This window comes from Streptomyces sp. NPDC058291, assembly GCF_042880855.1.
GTDB lineage: Bacteria > Actinomycetota > Actinomycetes > Streptomycetales > Streptomycetaceae > Streptomyces.
In genome coordinates this window covers 1-18,989 of record NZ_JBHVYK010000014.1, presented here as the reverse complement: position 1 = coordinate 18,989, position 18,989 = coordinate 1, and the positions used below count along the sequence as shown (strand labels likewise).

Here is an 18,989-nt window from a genome sequence, read left to right as displayed (position 1 = left end):
GCCTGCCCGCCTGCCGCCTGCCGCCTGCCCGCTGGGCCGGCCTGCCGTTCTCACAGGCCGAGCACGGCACGCAGTCCGATCTCGACGGCTTGCATGACCCGCTCGCCCACCGGGCCCAGATCGTCGGTGAACCGAACGGCGGACAGGGTCCGGAACTCGCCGAGCACGATCGTGCCGGCCGAGGGCGAATCCACGGGGATGTCCACGAGCGTCGGCTCCCGTACCCGCTGGGGGTAGACCAGGACGCACGTCGCCGACTTGTGCTGGGTGTTGAGCGCGTCGGACGAGATCACCAGAACGTGTGCCGGCCCTCCGTCGAAGGACAGCGCGTAGACATGGCCACGTTTCACCGGCCCGCCACCCGGACCCAACGCTCCAGGGTCGCCTCTTCGCTTTCGGCGGGCTCAGCGGCCGTCGTCAATATGCCGGCCTCCGCACGCACCCGTTCGGACTTTCCCAGCTCCTCCTCGAGCATCTGCCGGCGCAGTATGCGGGCCGTGTAGGCAGAGGCGTTGCCCTTGGCCTTCACGAAGGCCGCCACGTCGTCGGGCAGGCTCATCGTCATGTTCACCGTCCTGCCGTCACCATACGATTCCCATGACGATCCTCACCTCTCCAGATCCACCCGTACCGTGAGCAGTCCCGTCCCCAGCGCCCGTACCGCCGCGCTGTTGCCCCGGGGGAGGGTGCGCAGGCGGGCGACCGGGTCGTCCTCGGGCATCAGGTGGGCCGTCCCGGTGTGCGCTGGGGCGGGCCATGGTCCGTGGGGCTCCTTCGCGGGCAGGTTCGTTGCGTCCATGCTCCCCGCTCCGTCGGCGTGACGAAAGCGGCGGGCTGCTACTCTCCCGGCGTTCAAGATCGAGACGGGGGAGCCGATGGCAGCCAGGTCGAGCGGGGTCGCGGGGGCGCTGTGCGCCGTCACGCTGGTGGCGGGCTGCGCGTCGGGCTCGGACGAGCCCACGAGCCACCCCACGCGGGACACCACCGTCACCGCCGAGGTCGGCGAACGATTCACGCTCTCCCTGCCGGAGAACGCCTCCACCCGCGAGCACTGGTTCGTGGTCGATCCACAGCCGGACGCCTCGGTGGTGCGCACCGCCGACCGGCGCTACGAGTCCGCGGACGACGGAAAGTCGGTCGGCGGCGGTGGTTCCCTCGTCTTCACCTTCGAGGCCACCGGCAGGGGCAGCACCCGGATCGTGCTGCTGCACTGCACGTTCCCCACGGCGGAGACGGCAGCCTGCGGCGGCGGCGCGAGCCCGTCCCCCACCCCGCCGCCCGAGCCGGAGCGGATCACCTACCGGGTGACCGTGCGCTGACGGCGTCGAGCAGGGCGGCGAAGGCGGCGCCGCTGGTGGAGAGGACGACCTGCGCGGGGTCGCCGGATTCGGTCAGCAGGACGGCGTCGGGGCCGGCGGATATGTGAACGCAGGCCTCCCCTTCTTGGCAGTACGACGACTTCTGCCAGGCGGGAGTGGTCATGTCGGCTCCTTCACAGGTTCTGGGCGATGACATGGATCAGGTCGCGCGACTTATCAGGGCTCAAGGCGGCCGCTTCGACGACGTCCAGGAGGCGGCGGTACTTCTCGAGGTGGGCTTCGGCGTCCAACAGCACCGGGCCGTGGAACTGGTCGAGCTGCACGGTGTCCAACTCCGGTACGGCGCCGCACAGATAGTTGATGGATTGGCCTGACCCCGGGAACGCCCCGACCTCGAAGGGGAGTACCCGCAGGGTGAGGGAATCGCGCTCGCTCATGTCGATGAGGTGCTGGAGTTGCGTGCGGGCCACCTGCCGACCGCCGACCCGCATGTGCAGGGCCGCCTCGTGGATGACGGTGCGGTACGGAATCGGGCGCGTCCGGAAGACGACGTCCTGCCGCTTGATGCGATGCGAGACGCGGTGTTCGACCTCCGGAGGGGTGGGCGCCGGGATCGCGTGGCTGAAGATCTCCCGGGCGTGCTCGGCGGTCTGCAGCATGCCCGGAATGTGCGCGGTGAAGGCGGTGCGGATGGCTGTGGCATGGTGCTCCAGCTCGGCGAGGGTGAGCAGTCCGGAGGGCAGCACCTCTCGGTACGTCTCCCACCACTGGCCGCGTGCCTTCTCCGCGGCCATGTCGGCGAGGGCGTCCACGTACGGCTGGTTCGTGCACGAGTAGATGTTGGCCATCGCCCGGATGCGTTCCGGGCTCACTCCGAACCGCGCCGACTCGACGTTGCTCAGTTGGCCCGAACTGGTGCCGAGCAACTGCGCGGCCTCCGTCGACGTCAACCCCGCCCGCTCGCGGAGCTTGCGTAGTTCCGTCGCCAGCCGCACACGTCGGGCCGTAGGCGTCGGCCTTGGCGTCATGTGCCCTCCTCGCTCAGGGAGCTTGTCACCCACACGAGGGAAAGATCGCTGAGTTTCTTCGGATTCCCGCAAAGGACCTTTGCGAGACCTCTATCTTCTTGTCCAGGCGCCCCGCCCGGAAGCGCACCGTGGGACGCCACGGCATCGACACCAGGCACCCGTCCAACTCCCCTCAGCGACCGGAGACTTCCGATGGCCACCGTAACCCCGTCCTGGAACTACACCCTGCACCTTCCTCGCGATCCCCGTGCACCGGGCGTCGCCAGGGGCGCCCTCAGACTGATCCTCGCCGCTCACGGGTTGCCCGGTCTGGCCCCGACGGCCGAGCTCCTCGCGGCCGAGCTGCTGGCGAACTCGCACCTGCACACCGAGGGCCCGTACGCCCTCCGCCTGATGTCGACCCGGCCGGGCGGGGTGCGCGTCGCCGTCTGGGACGCGGACCCGCGCGTCCCTCCCGGCTTCAGGGGCGACCCGCCCGGTGTCGTGCCACAGGCGGCGGCGGAGGCGGAGCACGGCAGGGGCCTGCACCTGGTCAAGGCGTGTGCGGACGACGTGGGCGTGTCGGTGCTGCGGTACCTGGGGGCGTCGAAGGGCGGCAAGCTGCTGTGGGCGGACTGCGGGGGCGAGCCGAAGTGCTGAGTGCGCGGCGCCCGGCCCGCTCCGGACGTCCCCGGCGCGCCCGCCGTGGCGATGCCGACCAGTCGGTATGGACACGTGTGCCGTCTCCCGGTACAGATGAGGGCGTCGCCGGCGACGACGCCGTCGACGAAGCCGTACGCAGTGAAAGGGCCGCCCATGCGCATCGCCGTCACGATCTTCCTCACCGACGAGACGATCACCCCCACCCGCCTCGCCCGTGAGCTGGAGGAACGCGGGTTCGCCGGGCTCTATCTGCCCGAGCACACGCACATCCCGGTCGAGCGGACCACCCCGTATCCCGCCGGCGGCGACCTGCCCCGCGAGTACGGCCGCACCCTCGACCCCTTCGTGGCCCTCGGCCAGGCGGCGGCCGTCACGCGGACGCTGGGTCTGGGCACGGGCATCACGCTCGTCGCCCAGCACGACCCGATCGACCTGGCCAAGCAGATCGCGACCGTGGACCACCTCTCCGGAGGACGGCTCACCCTCGGCCTCGGCTACGGGTGGAACGTCGAGGAAGCCGCCGACCACGGCGTGCAGTGGCGGACGCGGCGCGAGCTGGTCCGCGACCGGATGCGGCTGATGCAGGCGCTGTGGGCGGACGAACCGACCGCCTACGAAGGCGACTTCGGGAGCGTGCGGGCCAGCACCGCGTACCCCAAGCCGGTGCAGAAGCCGCGCGGCCCGGTCACCGGTCCGCGCACCCTGATCGGCGGGGCCGCCGGTCCCAAGCTGTTCGCGCACATCTGCGAGTACGCCGACGGCTGGCTGCCGATCGGCGGACGTGGCCTCTCCGAGTCGCTGCCCGTGCTGCGCTCCGCGTGGGCGGACGCGGGCCGGGATCCGTCCGCCCTCCAGGTCGTGCCGTACGCCGTCCATCCGTCCCCCGGCAAGCTCGCGCACTACGCGGAGCTCGGCATCGAGGAGGTCGTCGTGCAGCTGCCGCCGGAGGGCGAGGCGGAGGTTCTGGGGCTGCTCGACGCGTTCGCGCCCTATCTCTAGGCCCTCCGGCAGACCTCCGGCAGACCTCCGGCAGACCTTCGGGCAGGCGGGCGAGGTGCTCGTCCGCCACGCCGTCACGGCACGGAGCCGCCGGGACGGTCCGTCCTGTCGGCGGGCAGGCCCCTCGGTCGCGAAGGGTGATCGTATGCTCGGAGGATGACGACTCCCGCGAGCTCCGGTACCGGCCCCGGCCCGACCCCCGGCCCGCCCGGCGGCCCCACCGAGAACTCCATGCGTCGCGCGCTCAAACGGGCCCGGGACGGCGTCGCCCTCGACGTCGCCGAGGCCGCCGTCCTGCTGCAGGCGCGCGGCGAGGCGCTGCGGGACCTCGCCGCGTCGGCCGCCCGGGTGCGGGACGCCGGCCTGGAGGCGGCCGGCCGGCCCGGCGTCATCACCTACTCGAAGAGCGTCTTCATCCCGCTGACCCGGCTGTGCCGGGACAAGTGCCACTACTGCACCTTCGTCACCGTCCCCGGCAAGCTCCGCCGCGCCGGGCACGGGATGTTCATGTCGCCCGACGAGGTGCTCGACATCGCCCGCAAGGGCGCGGCCCTCGGCTGCAAGGAAGCCCTCATCACCCTCGGCGACAAGCCGGAGGAGCGCTGGCCCGAGGCCCGGGAATGGCTCGACGCGCACGGCTACGACGACACCATCGCCTACGTCCGCGCCATCTCCATCCGCATCCTGGAGGAGACGGGACTGCTCCCGCACCTCAACCCGGGCGTGATGTCCTGGACCGACTTCCAGCGGCTGAAGCCCGTCGCGCCCTCCATGGGCATGATGCTGGAGACCACCGCGAGGCGGCTGTGGTCCGAGCCCGGCGGCCCGCACCACGGCTCCCCGGACAAGGAGCCCGCCGTCCGCCTGCGCGTCCTGGAGGACGCCGGCCGCTCCTCCGTCCCCTTCACCTCCGGCCTTCTGATCGGCATCGGCGAGACGTACGAGGAGCGGGCCGACTCGCTGTTCGCGCTGCGCAAGGTCTCCCGCGCCTACCACGGTGTACAGGAGCTGATCATCCAGAACTTCCGCGCCAAGCCGGACACCGCGATGCGCGGGATGCCGGACGCGGAACTCGACGAGCTGGTCGCGACGGTGGCCGTCGCCCGCCACATCATGGGCCCCTCCGCCTGCCTCCAGGCCCCGCCCAACCTCGTCGACAGCGAGTACGAGCGGCTGATCGGCGCCGGTGTCGACGACTGGGGCGGGGTGTCCCCCCTCACCATCGACCACGTGAACCCCGAGCGGCCCTGGCCGCAGATCGAGGAGCTGGCCGAGAAGTCCGCGGCGGCCGGCTTCGAGCTGCGTGAACGGCTGTGCGTGTACCCGGAGTTCGTGGGGCGCGGCGAACCCTGGCTGGACCCGCGGCTGCTCCCGCACGTGCGCGCGCTGGCCGACCCGGAGACGGGCCTCGCCCTGCCGGACGCCGTCGTCGAGGGCCGCCCCTGGCAGGAGCCCGAGGAGGTGTTCGTGCCGTCCGGCCGCACCGACCTGCACCGCACCATCGACACCGAAGGCCGCACCTCCGACCGCCGGGACGACTTCGACGAGGTGTACGGCGACTGGGCCGCCCTGCGCGAGGCCGCCGCCCCCGGCATGGCGCCCGAGCGCATCGACACCGACGTCCGCCAGGCCCTCGCGACGGCCGCCGACGACCCGACGAAGCTCACCGACGACGAGGCCCTCGCCCTGCTCCACGCCGACGGCCCGGCCCTGGACGCCCTGACCCGCGTCGCGGACGACGTCCGCCGCTCGGCCGTAGGCGACGACGTCACGTACATCGTCACCAGGAACATCAACTTCACCAACGTCTGCTACACCGGCTGCCGTTTCTGCGCCTTCGCGCAGCGCCGCACCGACGCCGACGCCTACACCCTCTCCCTCGACCAGGTCGCCGACCGCGCCCAGCAGGCCTGGGAACTGGGCGCGGTGGAGGTCTGCATGCAGGGCGGCATCCACCCGGACCTGCCCGGCACGGCCTACTTCGACATCGCGAAGGCGGTGAAGGAGCGGGTCCCCGGCATGCACGTGCACGCCTTCTCACCGATGGAGGTGGTCAACGGCGCCACCCGCACCGGACTGTCGATCCGCGAGTGGCTGACGGCGGCGAAGGAGGCGGGCCTCGACTCCATCCCCGGCACCGCGGCCGAGATCCTCGACGACGAGGTCCGCTGGGTGCTCACCAAGGGCAAGCTGCCCACGGCGACCTGGATCGAGGTCGTCACGACGGCGCACGAACTCGGCATCCGGTCCTCCTCGACGATGATGTACGGCCATGTCGACCAGCCCCGGCACTGGCTGGGCCATCTGCGGACCCTCGCCGGCATCCAGCAACGCACCGGCGGCTTCACGGAGTTCGTCACGCTGCCCTTCATCCACACCAACGCGCCGGTGTACCTGGCGGGCATCTCCCGGCCCGGCCCGACCATGCGGGACAACCGGGCGGTGACGGCGATGGCCCGGCTGCTGCTGCATCCGCACATCCCCAACATCCAGACCAGCTGGGTCAAGCTGGGGACGGAGGGCGCCGCGGAGATGCTCCGCTCGGGGGCCAACGACCTGGGCGGCACGCTGATGGAGGAGACGATCTCGCGGATGGCGGGCTCGTCGTACGGCTCCTACAAGTCGGTCAAGGACCTGATCGCGGTCGCGGACGCGGCGGGCCGTCCGGCGAGGCCGCGCACGACGCTGTACGGCGAGGTGCCCGAGGAGCGGCAGCGGGCGGCGGCGGCGTCGGACGGGCATCTGCCGGAACTGCTGCCGGTGCTGGACTGAGGGCGGTCCCGGGGGACAGCCCCGGGACCGCCCTGAGGGACAGCCCTGGGACCGCCCTGAGGGACAGCCCTACGGGATCCCCACAGTACGATGATCGGACCCCTCGTGGTCGTGGGGCCCCGTAGCTGAGGAGATGCGTGCCCGTGCCTGCCCGACGGCTTCCCTCCTGGGCCTGGGTCACCGGCCTGACCGCCGGTGCGATCGCCGCAGTCGTCGTGCTGACGGCGCAGGCCGAGAACGGCCCGCACCCGACGGCGTCCGCGGTGAAGAACCCGAGCGCCTCGGCGTCCGCGAGCGCGAAGCCGTCGCCCGCGCCGAAGCCGTCGGCCGCCCCCCGGGCCGCCCGGGTCCCCGACAGGTCGGGCACGGGCCGCCGGGTCGTGTACTCCCTGGCGCAGCACCGCGTCTGGCTGGTCGACGCGGACGACACGGCCCGCCGCACCTTCACGGTCTGGCCCGGCACGGTGGACCCCGCCGTGGGCAGCTACACGGTGTCGCTGCGCAAGGACGCCGTCACGGGCTCCGACGGCGTGCCGATCGAGCACGTCGTCTACTTCTCCGCCGCGTCGGGCGTGAACATCGCCTTCTCCAACGCGGTCGACGGCTCCTCCCCGCCCCCGGCCGCCGCCGGCACGCAGACCGGCGGCATCCGGATGGCGAAGGCGGACGGCACGGCGCTGTGGGCGTTCGGCGAGACGGGGACGAAGGTCAGGGTCGTCGAGTAGGACCCGTGGTCAGACGCGGGAGCCGTCCCGCCCGGACGGCAGCTGGTTGACGATCAGGACCACCCCGGCGAACACGAACGCCCGGGTGGCCGCCTCCAGCCCGTTCCAGGTCTTCGACTGCCACATCGCGAACCACTCGCCGCCGATCGCGATGAACCCGGCCCCGAACAGCAGCATCACCATGACCAGCCCGTACGTCGACACCGTACGGCCGCGTATGTCGTCCCGCCGCGCCCAGAACCAGGTCCCGGCGGCCAGCACCAGCCCGGCGACCGTCTCCCACGCGATGATCGCGACGTAGGCGGCGTCCTGCAGACCCTTGCTCGTCACCGCCCGCCACATCAGGTCGTCGTCCCCGAACGTGTCGTCCATCGCCAGCACGTGCCGCACGAACTGCCGGTTCGTGCCGAAGTCGGTGATGTTGCCGAAGGCGACGAGCAGCAGGTAGAGGGCGACCGTACCGGTGAGCAGGGCCGCGGTGAGGGGAAGCACACGTGAGGTGTGCGCGCTGCGTGCGAGGGGGGTGGTCATGCGGGTGTCCTTACCCCACCAGGTCTCCATGACCCCTCCACCCGACAGCCCGCGCCCGGGGCGGGAACCCGCAGGCGTTCGATTACAGTGACGGACGTCGTACGTACGGACGGTGCCCGGGAGGACTTGGTGGGTGCGACTGCCGGGCCCGTCTGGGGCCGCGCCGAACAACAGGACTTCCGCAGCCGGGTGCGCGGCACGCTGCTCGGCGCGGCCGTCGGGGACGCGCTCGGCATCCCCGTCGACCGGCTGGGCGTCGACGAGATCCGGGAGGACCACGGGCCCGAGGGCGTCGTGGACCTGGCCCCCGCCCACGGGCGGCGCGGCGCGGTCAGCCATCTCACCCAGCTGACCCTCTTCACGATGGACGGCCTCATCCGCGCCCAGGTGCGCCGGGACACCGGAGTCTGGCACCCGCCGACCGATCTGCACCGGGCGTATCTGCGCTGGGCCGCCACCCAGCGCGACTGGGGGCCCGACCTGCGCCGCGAGGACGACGGCTGGCTGGCCCGGGAGGAGTGGCTCTACGTCCGGCGCGATCCCACCCGGACCCTGCTGCTCGGGCTGGGCGACGAGGTGATGGGCACGCTCGACGTGCCCAAGAGCCCGGAGGCGGCCGGGCCGGAGGTGGTGCCGCGGTCGGCGCCGTTCGGGCTGCTCGTCGGCTGGGAGCCGCAGCTCGTCATGCAACTGGCCGTGGAGTGCGCGGCCCAGACCCATGGTCACCCCACGGCGTGTCTGTCGGCGGGCGCGTACGCGGTCACCGTGCACGCGCTGACCCGCGGCGAGAGCCTGGACGGCGCGGTGCGGCAGGCTCTCGCCCTGCTGTCCGCGCGGCCGGGGCACGAACCGGTGTCGCAGGCGCTGCGGCAGGCGCTGGACGCGGTGCGGCAGGGGCCGCCCGGACCGGCGGAGGTGGAGGAGCTGGCGGGGGCCGGGACCGCGGAGGCGGTGGTGTCCGGCGCGGTCTACTGCGCTCTCGTCGCGCAGGACGTCCGGCACGGGCTGCGGCTCGCCGTGAACCATGGCGCGCCCTCGGCGTCCACCGCGGCCGTGGCCGGCGGGCTCCTCGGGGCGCTGCACGGCGAGACGGCCCTCCCGCCGGCCTGGCTGGCCGAGCTGGAGGGCCGTCCCACGATGCTGGAGCTGGCCGACGACTTCGCCCTGGAGATGACCCAGGGCCCGGCGCTCCACAACCCCACCGGCGCCGCCCCCGCCTGGCTGGCCCGCTACCCCCGGGGAAGCTGACGGGAGGGGAGGCCGGGCCGAGCGCCCGGCCGGACGTCGGCCGGGCGTCCGGGCGGGTGGTGGTTCAGTCCTTCACCGCCGCGGGGACCTCGTCCCGCGAGCCGGGCAGGTCGGCCGCGGCCGCCGCGCCGCCGTCCCCGTCGGTGTTGATGGTCTCGATGACCGCGAGCCGCTCCGGGGTGTCCTCCGGCTTGAGGAAGCCGATGAGGATGTAGAGGACGAGCGACACGGCGAGCGGGATGGACACCTGGTACTGGAGCGGCACTCCGCCGTCGACGCTCCAGTTGATCGGGTAGTTGACCAGCCAGAAGGCCAGCAGACCCATCGACCAGCTGGTCAGCGCCGCCGTCGGGCCGGAGCGGCGGAACGGGCGCAGCAGGCCGAGCATCATCGGGATCGCCATCGGGCCCATCAGACCGGCCACCCACTTGATGACGACGGTGATGATGTCCTTGAACGCGGGGGAGTTGACCTGGGTGGCCGCCGCCATGGACAGCCCGAGGAAGACGACGGTCGTCACGCGCGCCGCGATCAGCCCCGACTGCTGGTTCCACGCCCGTGCCCTGGCCCAGATGACCGGCGCGCAGTCCCGGGTGAACACGGCGGCGATGGCGTTGGCGTCGGACGAGCACATGGCCATCGTGTGGGAGAAGAACCCGACGATCACGAGCCCCAACAGGCCGTGCGGCAGCAGCTGTTCGGTCATCAGGGCGTAGGAGTCGGAGCCGTCGGGCTTGTTCGACGTCACCAGCAGCGGTGACATCCACATCGGGTAGAACAGCACGAGCGGCCAGACCAGCCACAGCACCGCCGACAGTCGCGCCGACCTCTCGGCCTCCTTCGGGCCGGCGGTGGCCATGTACCGCTGGGCCTGGTTGAGCATGCCGCCGTTGTACTCGAAGAGCTTGATGAAGAGGAAGGCGAGCAGGAACACCGTGCCGTACTGGGCGACCAGCGGCTTGTCGTGGCCCTGGAGCGCGGGCTCGTCCCACGCGCCGGTCACTCCGATGCCCTTGTCGTTCAGCTTGAGCACGACGGCGATCAGCATGGCCACGCCGGCCAGCAACTGGATGACGAACTGGCCGAGTTCGGTCAGCGCGTCCGCCCACAGACCGCCGATCGTGCAGTAGACGGCGGTGATCGCGCCGGTGATGAGGATGCCCTGGTTGAGGGAGAGCCCGGTGAACACGGACAACAGGGTCGCGATGGCGGCCCACTTGGCCCCGACGTCCACGATCTTCAGCAGCATCCCGGACCAGGCGAGGGCCTGCTGGGTCTTGAGGTCGTAGCGGTTCTTCAGGTACTCCAGCGGGGAGGCCACCCGCAGCCGGGACCGCAGCCGGTTGATGCGGGGCGCGAACAGCTTGGAGCCGATCGCGATGCCGAGGGCGATGGGGAAGGACCAGGTGACGAACGAGGTGACGCCGTAGGTGTAGGCGATGCCCGCGTACCCGGTGAACATCACCGCGCTGTAGCCCGACATGTGGTGCGAGATGCCCGACAGCCACCAGGGCATCTTGCCGCCGGCGGTGAAGAAGTCGCTCACGTTGTCGACGCGCTTGTGCGACCAGACGCCGATGGCGACCATCACGCCGAAATAGCCGATGAGCACGGCCCAGTCGAGACCGTTCATGTGCGCCCTCCCGTGGTTCAGCCCGGCGTTCAGCTCGGCGCTCATCGTGGGCGCTGCCGCGTGAACACGACAAGTAACCGTCGAGTCAAGGGAGGGTAAAAGAATTCGGTATGGTGTCCTGCGTTCATCTATGTGAACTCAACGCATCAGCTCCCCCGCGTTGACCAGCAACGATTGTCCGGTGATCGAGCGCGCCCGGTCCGAGGCGAGGAACACCGCCGCGTCCGCCACATCCCCGTCCGTGGCCAGCTCGGGCAGCGCCATCCGCTCCGCGAGCCGCCCGAGCACCTCCTCCTGCGGCACCCCCTCGCTGTGCGCGGTGAACCGCACGTACGCCTGCACCGGCGGCCCCCACATCCACCCCGGCAAGACCGTGTTGACCCGGATCCGGTGCGGCCCGAGCTCGCGCGCGAGGGAGTACATGGCGCTGGTCAACGCCCCCTTGGAGGCCGCGTACGCCGCCTGCCGCACCTGCGAGGGGGCCGCCACCGCGGACTGCGTCCCGATGAACACCACCGACCCGCCGCCACCCGCCCTGAGCCCCGGCAGACAGGCCCGGGTCATCCGCAGGCTGCCCAGCAGGTTCACGTCGATCACCGACTGCCAGGTGGCGAAGTCGGCGTCCTCGACACCGCCGAAGTACGAGTCCCAGGCCGCCACGTGCACCACCGCGTCGATCCCCCCGAACCGCTCCCGCGCCAAGTCCGCCAGCGCCTCGCACTGCGCCTCGTCGGTGACGTCGGCGACCCGGTACGCCGTGTGCGCCCCCGTGGGGTCGATGCCGGCCGCGCTCTTCGCGAGGTTCGTCTCGGTCCGCGCCCCCAGCACGGCGTTCCCGCCGTCCCGCACGACCGCGGCGGCGACCTGGTGACCGAGCCCGGCGCCCACCCCCGAGACGACGACGGTCCTGCCGTTGAGCAGTGACATCGGGACCTCCCTGGCCCTGGCGCATTATCTGACGGAGCGTCAGAGTATGGGACAGCCGCCGAGGAAGGGGAAGACGCGTGAGCGACGAGACCCGCAGCGAGACGTACGCCGAACTGGCCGCCACCGGCCCCTACGGGGTCCGGCCCGGTCACGCCCTGATCACCATGGTCGAACCGCACCCCGGCCACGAGTACGCCTACAACCGCTGGTACGAGGACGACCACTACTACGCGGGCGCGATGGCCATGCCCTGGATGTACGCGGGCCGCAGATGGGTCGCCACCCGCGACCTGCAACTCCTGCGCCGCCCCGAGAGGTCGGCGGTCGCCCGGCCCGTCACCGCCGGCTGCTACCTGTCCACCTACTGGATCACCGACGGCCGCTACGACGACCACATGAAGTGGACGGTCGCCATCAACAAGCGCCTCAACCGCGACGCCCGCGTCTACCAGGACCGCACCCACGTCTTCACGGCGTTCCAGGACCACGAGACGACGGTCTACCGGGACGGCGCGGCGGGCCCGCGCGACTTCCACGCCCTGGACCACCCCTACGCCGGCCTGGTGCTCCAGGTCGTCGACGCCGACTCGGCGGCGCAGCGCGCCGAACTCCTGGAGTGGCTGCGCGCCCGCCACCTCCCCCGGCGGCTGGCCGGCTCCCCGACGGCCATGGTCACCGTCTTCCGCCCCACCCCCCTGCCCGGCGACCGCATGACCTACGTCAGGCAGGTCGAGGGCGTCGACACCCGGCTGACCCTGCTGTGGTTCCTGGAGGAGGATCCGAGGGACTGCTGGGACCGGCACTTCGCCGGCCTGGAGGAGGCGACGGCGGAGTCGGGCCTGGGCCGGGTGGAGCTGGTCGCGCCGTTCGTCCCCACGGTGCCGGGCACCGACCGGTACGTGGACCGGCTGCGCTGAGCGGGACGAGCGGGGCGAGTGGGGTGAGCGGGACAAGCGGGGCGAGCGGGGTGAGCGGGGTGAGCGGGGTGAGCGGGACGCGCGGGGTGAGCGGGACGAGCGGGACGAGCGGGACGAGCGGGGTTGAGTGGGGTGGCGGGGCAAGCGGGGCGATCAGGGCGATCGAGACGATCGGAGCGGTCGGGGCCGATCAGGGCCGGTCCTTCAGCTCGTCGGGACACGGCGTCCCGCGCGGCAGCTGGTAGGGGGCCGCCAGCCGGTAGGTCCCCGCCTTCGGCGCGAGCAGCACCGTCCACTTGTCGCCCTCGGCGTCCTCCCGCGTCTCGAACAGGCACCCGTTGACGTTCTCGAACGTCTTCGGCTCCCCCTCGGACCGGTCCTTGGACTCCCGGGTCTCCTGCGGCGGCTTCAGGCTCTTGCCCTGCGCGTCGACCACGCTCAGCCACGGCGAGTACGGGATCCGGATCAGGATCCGCCCCGCCTTCTTCACGTCGATCGTCATCTCGCCCTGCTCGGCCCGCTGCACGACCGCGTTCGGCTCGGCCAGCGGGCCCGGGTCCAGCACCCGGAACAGCTGCCAGTTGGCGTCGCCCCAGATCTGCTCCAGATACGGCAGCCCCCGCTGCACCAGCTCCCGCTCCCGTTCGCCCCCGTCCCCGTCCAGCGCCTCCTTGGGGACGACGACGAAGTGCACCGCCCACCGCTGAAGCCAGTCGTGGTAGTTCGCGGAGTTCAGGGTGTCGTCGTAGAAGAGCGGGTTGCGCTCCATGTCGGCCTGGCGGTTCCAGCCACGGGCCAGGTTGACGTACGGCGCGAGCGCGGACGCCTCGCGGTGCGAGCGGGCCGGGACGACCTCCACCCGCCCCTTCTCCGCGCCGACCCCCTGGAGCTCGTTGACGAGGGGGGCCAGCTCCCGCGCCCAGGAGGCCGCGGGAGTCGTCCGGACCACGTCGTCGACCGACTTGAAGCCGATCCAGCCCACGAACGTCAGCGACGACAGGACGATCACGTACCACTTGCGGCTGCGCGGCACGGCGAACGGCAACGCGGCCATCAGCACCACGCCGGTGAACATCATCGCGAGCCGCGTGATGTTGGACCCGATCTGCGAGCTGATGAGCCACACCATCAGCACCCCGAGCCCGTACACCGCCGCCGTGATCCGCACGGTCTTCCAGTCGCGCGGGACGACCGCGAAGACCGCCACCGCGGACAGCAGCGGCAGACAGGCCGAGCCGAAGGACATCGGCTGGGTGCCCGAGAACGGGAACAGCCAGGCGGACAGGCCGACGACCACCGTGGGCGCGAGGCCGAGCGCCCACGCGCCCGGCCGCCGCTTCTGCAGGAACATCGCGACGGCGACGATGCCCACGAAGAGCCCGGCGACCGGCGAGCCCATGGTGGCGAGCGCGGCGAGCGGCGCGGCGCACAGCGCCTTCGCCCACCGCTTGTAGCGCCAGCGGTGCGGCCAGCAGAAGACGACGGCGACCGCGGCCAGCGCGAACATGTTGCCGAGCCCGAACGTCACCCGCCCCGAGGCGGCGTTGCACAGCAGGGCGAAGATCCCCGCCAGCGCCGGCCACACCGGGTTCTTCACCGGCCGGCAGCGCAGCAGGATGAGGGTGAGCAGGCCCGCCGAGAGCGTTCCGGCGATCATCATCGTCGTCCGGACGCCGAGCACGGACATCAGGTACGGCGACACCATGCTGTACGACACCGGGTGCATGCCGCCGTACCAGGCGAGGTTGTACGCCGAGTCGGGATGCCGGCCGACGAACTCGGCCCACGCGTCCTGCGCCGCGAGGTCGCCGCCACTGTTCGCGAACGTGAAGAACCAGACGAGGTGCAGGACCCCGGACAGCGCCGTCATCGACAGCACCAGGTGTTGGTTCAGCCGGCTGCCCAGCCGGCCCAGGGCGGCCCTCACGCCGGACGCCTCGCCCGGCGGATCCGTGTGGGGGCCGACCGCGCGGTCGTCCTCGCGGCCCTCGCGGCCGTCGTCCTCGCGGTCCCGGGCGGGGCCCTCGACGTCTACCACGGGTCCCGCCGCGGGGTCGGCCGCGGGGTCGGCCGTGAGGTCCACGACGGAGCCGTCGGCCGACGGCCCTGCCGCCGCGACGGGCGCGCCGACTCCCACCGGGTCACGGTCGTGCTCGCCCGACTGGGGTGCGGGCAGCCTCGTGCGCGGGCCGACGTCCGGTCCCGGACCTGTGTCGTCGGCGCGTGTCGGCTCCGCAGTGGCCACCTGAAGGCACTCCCCGTGTCCCGTCTTCCGTTCTCGGTCGCGTCCTGTTCGCGTCCGCCTCGCGGCTGCGCCCTCACGACCGGCGACCTGTCCCGTTTCGCGACGCTAGCACGCACCCCGCCGGGCGGCTGCCCGACGGGGTGCGGAGAGGTACGGACCCGGCTGCGGCGTCAGCCGAGACGTGTCAGCTTGTCCGAGAAGCCCGGCTCGGTCAGGTCGGACTGCAGGGCGACCGGCACCTTCACCGCGCTGCTGGTGCCGTCCCCGACGGTGAGCGTGCCCACCTGGGCGCCGGCCTTCGCCGTGTGCGGCACCTCGTTCGCGGCGAACGACAGCTTCACCGTCATGCCGGCCCAGCCGACCGCCGAGACGTCCTTGGTGATGACGACGGGCGTCCGGCCCCCCAGCTTGTCGTCCACGTACCCGACGACGTCGCCCTTCTTCATGATCTTCGCCGAGGTCAGCGCCTTCTGGGCGGCGAGCAGCGCCGTCTGGCTGACCGCGTTGACCGTCTCCAGGATCCTCGGCTTGTGCTGGCCGAGGATCGCGCCGACGAGGGTCACCGTCTGCCCGTCGACCTTCTTGCGCGAGGCGAACAGGAGGTTGCCGCCGGCCGCGGTGGTGCTGCCGGTCTTGATGCCGATCGCGCCCATGTTGAACGGCAGCGTGTTGTAGTTGGGCCAGTTCTCGCCGGACGGGTCGTCCCAGCTCGCCGCGCTGGAGATGGCGACCAGCGCCGGGACCTTCACGAACGCCCGGCCGAGCTTCACCTGGTCCTCGGCCGTGGAGACGGTGGTCTCCTTCAGGCCCGAGGGGTCGGTGTACGTGGTGTTCGTCATCCCCAGCTTCTTGGCCGTGGCGTTCATCTTCTTCACGAACGCCTCCGCCGAGCCCGCGTCCCAGCGCGCGAGCAGCCGCGCGATGTTGTTGGCGGAGGGGATCAGCACGGCCGACAGCGCCTGCTTCTCGGTGAGGGTCTGGCCGGCCTTGACGGTGTTGAGCGTCGACTCGTCGCCGGTGACGTCGTAGCCGCCCTCCTTCTCCGCCGTCGCGTCGATCTTGATCCCGGGACCTTCCTCCCCGGCCTTCATCGGGTGTTCCCTGAGGATGATGTACGCGGTCATGGTCTTGGCGACCGAGCCGATGGCCACCGGCGTCTGCTTGCCGAAGCTGCCCATCGTGCCGACGCCGTCGGCGTCGATCCAGCCCTGCCCCTCACCCGGCCAGGGCAGTTGCGTCTTGCCGCCCTCGAAGGTGTAGGAGTCCTTCGCGGTGAGCGTCAGGGCCGTCGCCGGCAGCGGTCTTACGGCCTGCGCGATCGCAAACACGACGACCAGCAGGAGCACCAGCGGCGTCCAGATCTTCAGCCGCCGGCCGAGCTGGCGCAGCGGCGTGGGCGGGGGCGGCGGGGTGTTCGTCAGCTCGGCCAGCAGGTCCAGCGGCGGCTTGGGAGGCAGCGGCTGCTGGGTGGTCCGCTCGGGCCCGACCTGCGGCACGAGCGCGGTGACGTCGGCCTGCGGGGGCGTGAACGGCTTGACGGCGGGCTTCGGCGCGCGGGGCTCGTCGAGCGGCTTGAGCGCGACGAACTTGCTCGTCCGCTCGGCGGGAGCCTCATCCGTGGACTTGGCGCCCTCCTCGGCGCTCTTGCCCTCCTTGCCGTTCCTGTCGTCCTTGGCGCTCTTGTCGTCCTTGGCGCTCTTGTCGTCCTTGTTCTCGGCGTTCCCGGCGTTCTCGGCGTCGGAGGCGGTGGCGGCCCCGCCGAGCTTGAGCATGGTGGTCGGCTGGTCGACGGCGGGCTTGGGCCGGCGGGTCTTGAAGACGGCGGTGGGCTGGTCGACGGGGCGCTCGTCGGCCTTGTCACCCGTCTTGCCGACCGGCTCGTCGCCGGCTCCGGCGTCTGCGGGCGCGGCGGCCTCGTCGGGCTCGTCCGAGTCGTCGGCGTCATCCGGGCCGTCGGCGTCATCCGGGCCGTCGGCGTCCTCCGGGCCGTCGGCCTTGTCGGCCGTGGCCCACTTCGGCGCGGGCTTCGCGGGGGAGCGGGGGTCGGCCTTCGGCTCGCCGGACGAAGGCCGGTCCGCCTCCTCGGCGACGCTCGCGGAACGTTCCTCCGCGTCGGCGTCGGCGTCGGCGTCGGCATCCGCGTCGGCGTCAGTGCCGGCGTCAGTGCCCGCGTCCGCGTCGGCGTCGGCCGCGCTCGTCCCGTCGGTCTTCTCGTCCGCCGAGGCCACCCACTGGGCCACGGCCGCTCGCAGACGCGCGTCACCGCCCTCAGGGGCGGCTTCCGGGGTCTTCGAGGCGCTCCCGGCGTCCTCGGCGTCCGCGGGGGCGTCCTGGGCGGTCTCCCGGGCCTCCGGTTCCTTCGCGGAGCGCTCGGCGTCCGCGGCCTCCTCCGAGTCCGTCGCGTCCTCGGCGTCCTCGGCGTCCGCGGGCTCCTCGCTCGTCCCGGCCCCGCCCGCCCGGGCCGCCGGAGCCTCCTCCCCGGCGTCCTCGGCGGTCTCGGCGACCTCGGCGGTCTTGGGCTCCTCCGCGGTCTCGGGCTCCTCGCCCGCGCCGGGCTCCTTGACCGCGTCCGCCTTGCCTGCCTCGTCCGCCTTGCCTGCCTTGTGGGTCTCGTCGGTCTCGTCGGTGTTGAGGTCCCGTACCGAGAAGACCCGGGTCGCCGTGTCGACGCCGCCGCGTGACGCCGACGACCCGCCCTCCCGTGCCACGGCGACCCGCGGATCGCGGGGCTCGCGCGAGTCGCCGGACTCACGTGCCTCGGGAACCGTGCCCGCGCTCCCCGACGTCGGTTCTGCCGACGACTCGCGCTGCTTCGACCTGTCGGGGGACTCGCCCGCCACCGATGCCTCCTCCTGATGCCGCACGCCGTCCGCGCGCCTGCCGAACCGTGAACCGCCCGCCCGGGACCCGCCTCGCGGCGCCGTCCGAACCATGTACCAGTGTCCTGTGTAGAGGGCTTGGCTCCTGCGGTAGACGAGAACGACATACCTACTGGTTCCACTACAAACAGGTCACGCACCCTCGACAGATGAATGTGAGAGGGGTCACCCTGTCATTCATCCACGCGGGGAGGCATGGATGGGCAGGAGCCGCAGAACGATTCCGGAAGAGCTTCTTCTGCTGGCGTTGGACCCGACCACGGGTACCACCGCGCAGCCGCAGTCGCTCGACCTTGGTCTGGCCGGAGCACAGCTAGTGGAGCTGGCGATGGCCGGGCGGATAGCCCCTGACGGGGATCGTATCGCCGTGGTGTCCCCACGGCCGACTGGAGATCCGACACTGGACTGCGCGTTGGAGTTGCTGCGAAGGCGTGGCGCTCCCGTACGGGCCGTCCACTGGATCGGCGGGCCGCGTCTCGGGCTACGCCAGATTTACCTCTCGCATCTGGAGCGGTGCGGCATGGTGCATGCCGTGGCGGGCCAGATGTGCGGAGTGCTGCCGACGACTCGCTACCAGGCGACGGACACCGACATCAGCCGGGAGATCAAGGCCCGGCTGGACTCCGCGATCCGCACCGGCGTCCCGCCGGACCCGCGGACCGCGGCGCTCGCCGCACTGGCGCACGCGGTCGGCCTCGGCAAGCACCTGTACCCGGGCAACGAGGGACGTTCGTCCCGCTCCCGGCTGCGGGATCTGATCAGGCACGACCCGATGGGCGGACTCGTGGCGCACGCCGTGATGGACGTCCAGAACGGCGCGGCGGCACAGCCGCGTCGCAACCAGGCGCCCGCCGGCCGTCAGGCCGGGCCGGGAGCGAGGTCCGCTCCGGAACCCGCCCGTGGCGTTCCGGCGCAGCCGCACCGCGGTCCCATGGCGCGTGTCGTGGCCCACTGAGCCGCAGTCCCACGACACCGCACGACACCGCGCACGCAGGACCGCACCATCGCAGTACACAGGACCCGTTCGGGAGCCGCCGCGGCCCGCGCGGGGCGGGGGCACGCAACCCCCCCCGCGGGACCGGGTGGGGGCCCGGGGGATAGGGGTTACGCAAAGGCGGGTAACG

Annotated in this window: 17 protein-coding genes and 1 pseudogene; 8 read left to right on the top strand and 10 right to left on the bottom strand. The window is 72.1% G+C overall.

The window, feature by feature from the left end; genetic code table 11:
• Positions 1-50 precede the first annotated feature (50 nt).
• The 3 genes and pseudogenes from ACFVYK_RS09725 to ACFVYK_RS09715 form a co-directional block, all read right to left on the bottom strand.
• Positions 51-350 carry a type II toxin-antitoxin system PemK/MazF family toxin gene (locus ACFVYK_RS09725; protein WP_389770798.1) on the bottom strand — a complete coding sequence of 100 codons (300 nt, stop codon included), beginning with the start codon at positions 348-350 and terminating at the stop codon, positions 51-53.
• The gene (locus tag ACFVYK_RS09720) at positions 347-565 is read right to left on the bottom strand and encodes a hypothetical protein (RefSeq protein ID WP_389770795.1); all 219 of its coding nucleotides are present in this window, start codon (positions 563-565) and stop codon (positions 347-349) included. Before ACFVYK_RS09720 ends, ACFVYK_RS09725 begins: the two co-directional genes overlap by 4 nt.
• 42 nt (positions 566-607) lie before the next feature.
• Positions 608-742: pseudogene (locus tag ACFVYK_RS09715) on the bottom strand (nitroreductase family deazaflavin-dependent oxidoreductase); the annotation flags it as partial.
• Between the two features lie 133 nt (positions 743-875).
• Between ACFVYK_RS09715 and ACFVYK_RS09710 the strand changes: the two are divergent.
• Entirely contained in the window at positions 876-1,319 is a 444-nt protein-coding gene (locus ACFVYK_RS09710; RefSeq protein WP_389770793.1) for a protease inhibitor I42 family protein, read from the top strand.
• On the opposite strand, the gene ACFVYK_RS09705 is transcribed toward ACFVYK_RS09710, so the two are convergent.
• Both ACFVYK_RS09705 and ACFVYK_RS09700 read right to left on the bottom strand, forming a co-directional pair.
• Positions 1,294-1,482, bottom strand: a complete 189-nt coding sequence (locus ACFVYK_RS09705) for a DUF397 domain-containing protein (RefSeq protein WP_389770791.1) — start codon at positions 1,480-1,482, stop codon at positions 1,294-1,296. The genes ACFVYK_RS09710 and ACFVYK_RS09705 overlap by 26 nt on opposite strands.
• A gap of 10 nt (positions 1,483-1,492) precedes the next feature.
• Complete coding sequence (locus ACFVYK_RS09700; protein ID WP_389770788.1) at positions 1,493-2,347, bottom strand: helix-turn-helix domain-containing protein; 855 nt, start codon at positions 2,345-2,347, stop codon at positions 1,493-1,495.
• Positions 2,348-2,539: 192 nt separating this feature from the next.
• Here ACFVYK_RS09700 and ACFVYK_RS09695 point away from each other — a divergent pair, with 192 nt between their 5' ends.
• The 4 genes from ACFVYK_RS09695 to ACFVYK_RS09680 all read left to right on the top strand — a co-directional run bounded on the left by ACFVYK_RS09695 (position 2,540) and on the right by ACFVYK_RS09680 (position 7,485).
• On the top strand, positions 2,540-2,986 hold the full coding sequence (locus tag ACFVYK_RS09695; RefSeq protein WP_389770786.1) for an ATP-binding protein: 447 nt from the start codon (positions 2,540-2,542) through the stop codon (positions 2,984-2,986).
• 156 nt (positions 2,987-3,142) lie between these two features.
• Positions 3,143-3,988, top strand: a complete 846-nt coding sequence (locus tag ACFVYK_RS09690; RefSeq protein ID WP_389770784.1) for an LLM class F420-dependent oxidoreductase — start codon at positions 3,143-3,145, stop codon at positions 3,986-3,988.
• A gap of 156 nt (positions 3,989-4,144) precedes the next feature.
• Positions 4,145-6,760: a bifunctional FO biosynthesis protein CofGH gene (locus tag ACFVYK_RS09685; protein WP_389770781.1), complete on the top strand. Its 2,616-nt coding sequence runs from the start codon at positions 4,145-4,147 to the stop codon at positions 6,758-6,760.
• A 137-nt stretch (positions 6,761-6,897) separates the two neighbouring features.
• A complete protein-coding gene (locus ACFVYK_RS09680; protein WP_389770778.1) occupies positions 6,898-7,485 on the top strand; it encodes a hypothetical protein in 588 nt (195 codons plus the stop codon).
• 9 nt (positions 7,486-7,494) lie between these two features.
• Here ACFVYK_RS09680 and ACFVYK_RS09675 read toward each other — a convergent pair whose 3' ends face one another.
• Complete coding sequence (locus ACFVYK_RS09675) at positions 7,495-8,016, bottom strand: DUF2165 domain-containing protein (RefSeq protein ID WP_389770775.1); 522 nt, start codon at positions 8,014-8,016, stop codon at positions 7,495-7,497.
• 129 nt (positions 8,017-8,145) lie between these two features.
• Between ACFVYK_RS09675 and ACFVYK_RS09670 the strand changes: the two genes are divergently transcribed.
• Complete coding sequence (locus ACFVYK_RS09670; protein WP_389770774.1) at positions 8,146-9,264, top strand: ADP-ribosylglycohydrolase family protein; 1,119 nt, start codon at positions 8,146-8,148, stop codon at positions 9,262-9,264.
• A gap of 64 nt (positions 9,265-9,328) precedes the next feature.
• Here ACFVYK_RS09670 and ACFVYK_RS09665 read toward each other — a convergent pair whose 3' ends face one another.
• Positions 9,329-10,897 (bottom strand): sodium:solute symporter family protein, encoded by a 1,569-nt coding sequence (locus ACFVYK_RS09665; protein WP_389770998.1) that lies wholly within the window; start codon positions 10,895-10,897, stop codon positions 9,329-9,331.
• Between the two features lie 138 nt (positions 10,898-11,035).
• Positions 11,036-11,824 (bottom strand): SDR family oxidoreductase, encoded by a 789-nt coding sequence (locus ACFVYK_RS09660; protein ID WP_389770771.1) that lies wholly within the window; start codon positions 11,822-11,824, stop codon positions 11,036-11,038.
• A 77-nt stretch (positions 11,825-11,901) separates the two neighbouring features.
• Between ACFVYK_RS09660 and ACFVYK_RS09655 the strand changes: the two genes are divergently transcribed.
• The gene (locus ACFVYK_RS09655; protein WP_389770768.1) at positions 11,902-12,741 is read left to right on the top strand and encodes a hypothetical protein; all 840 of its coding nucleotides are present in this window, start codon (positions 11,902-11,904) and stop codon (positions 12,739-12,741) included.
• A 190-nt stretch (positions 12,742-12,931) separates the two neighbouring features.
• On the opposite strand, the gene ACFVYK_RS09650 is transcribed toward ACFVYK_RS09655, so the two are convergent.
• Both ACFVYK_RS09650 and ACFVYK_RS09645 read right to left on the bottom strand, forming a co-directional pair.
• Positions 12,932-14,986, bottom strand: coding sequence for an MFS transporter (locus ACFVYK_RS09650; RefSeq protein ID WP_389770764.1), 2,055 nt, complete (start codon positions 14,984-14,986; stop codon positions 12,932-12,934).
• A gap of 170 nt (positions 14,987-15,156) precedes the next feature.
• A complete protein-coding gene (locus tag ACFVYK_RS09645; RefSeq protein ID WP_389770762.1) occupies positions 15,157-17,826 on the bottom strand; it encodes a D-alanyl-D-alanine carboxypeptidase in 2,670 nt (889 codons plus the stop codon).
• 238 nt (positions 17,827-18,064) lie between these two features.
• On the opposite strand from ACFVYK_RS09645, the gene ACFVYK_RS09640 reads away from it, so the two are divergent.
• Positions 18,065-18,820: a GPP34 family phosphoprotein gene (locus ACFVYK_RS09640; RefSeq protein ID WP_389770759.1), complete on the top strand. Its 756-nt coding sequence runs from the start codon at positions 18,065-18,067 to the stop codon at positions 18,818-18,820.
• Positions 18,821-18,989: the final 169 nt, after the last annotated feature.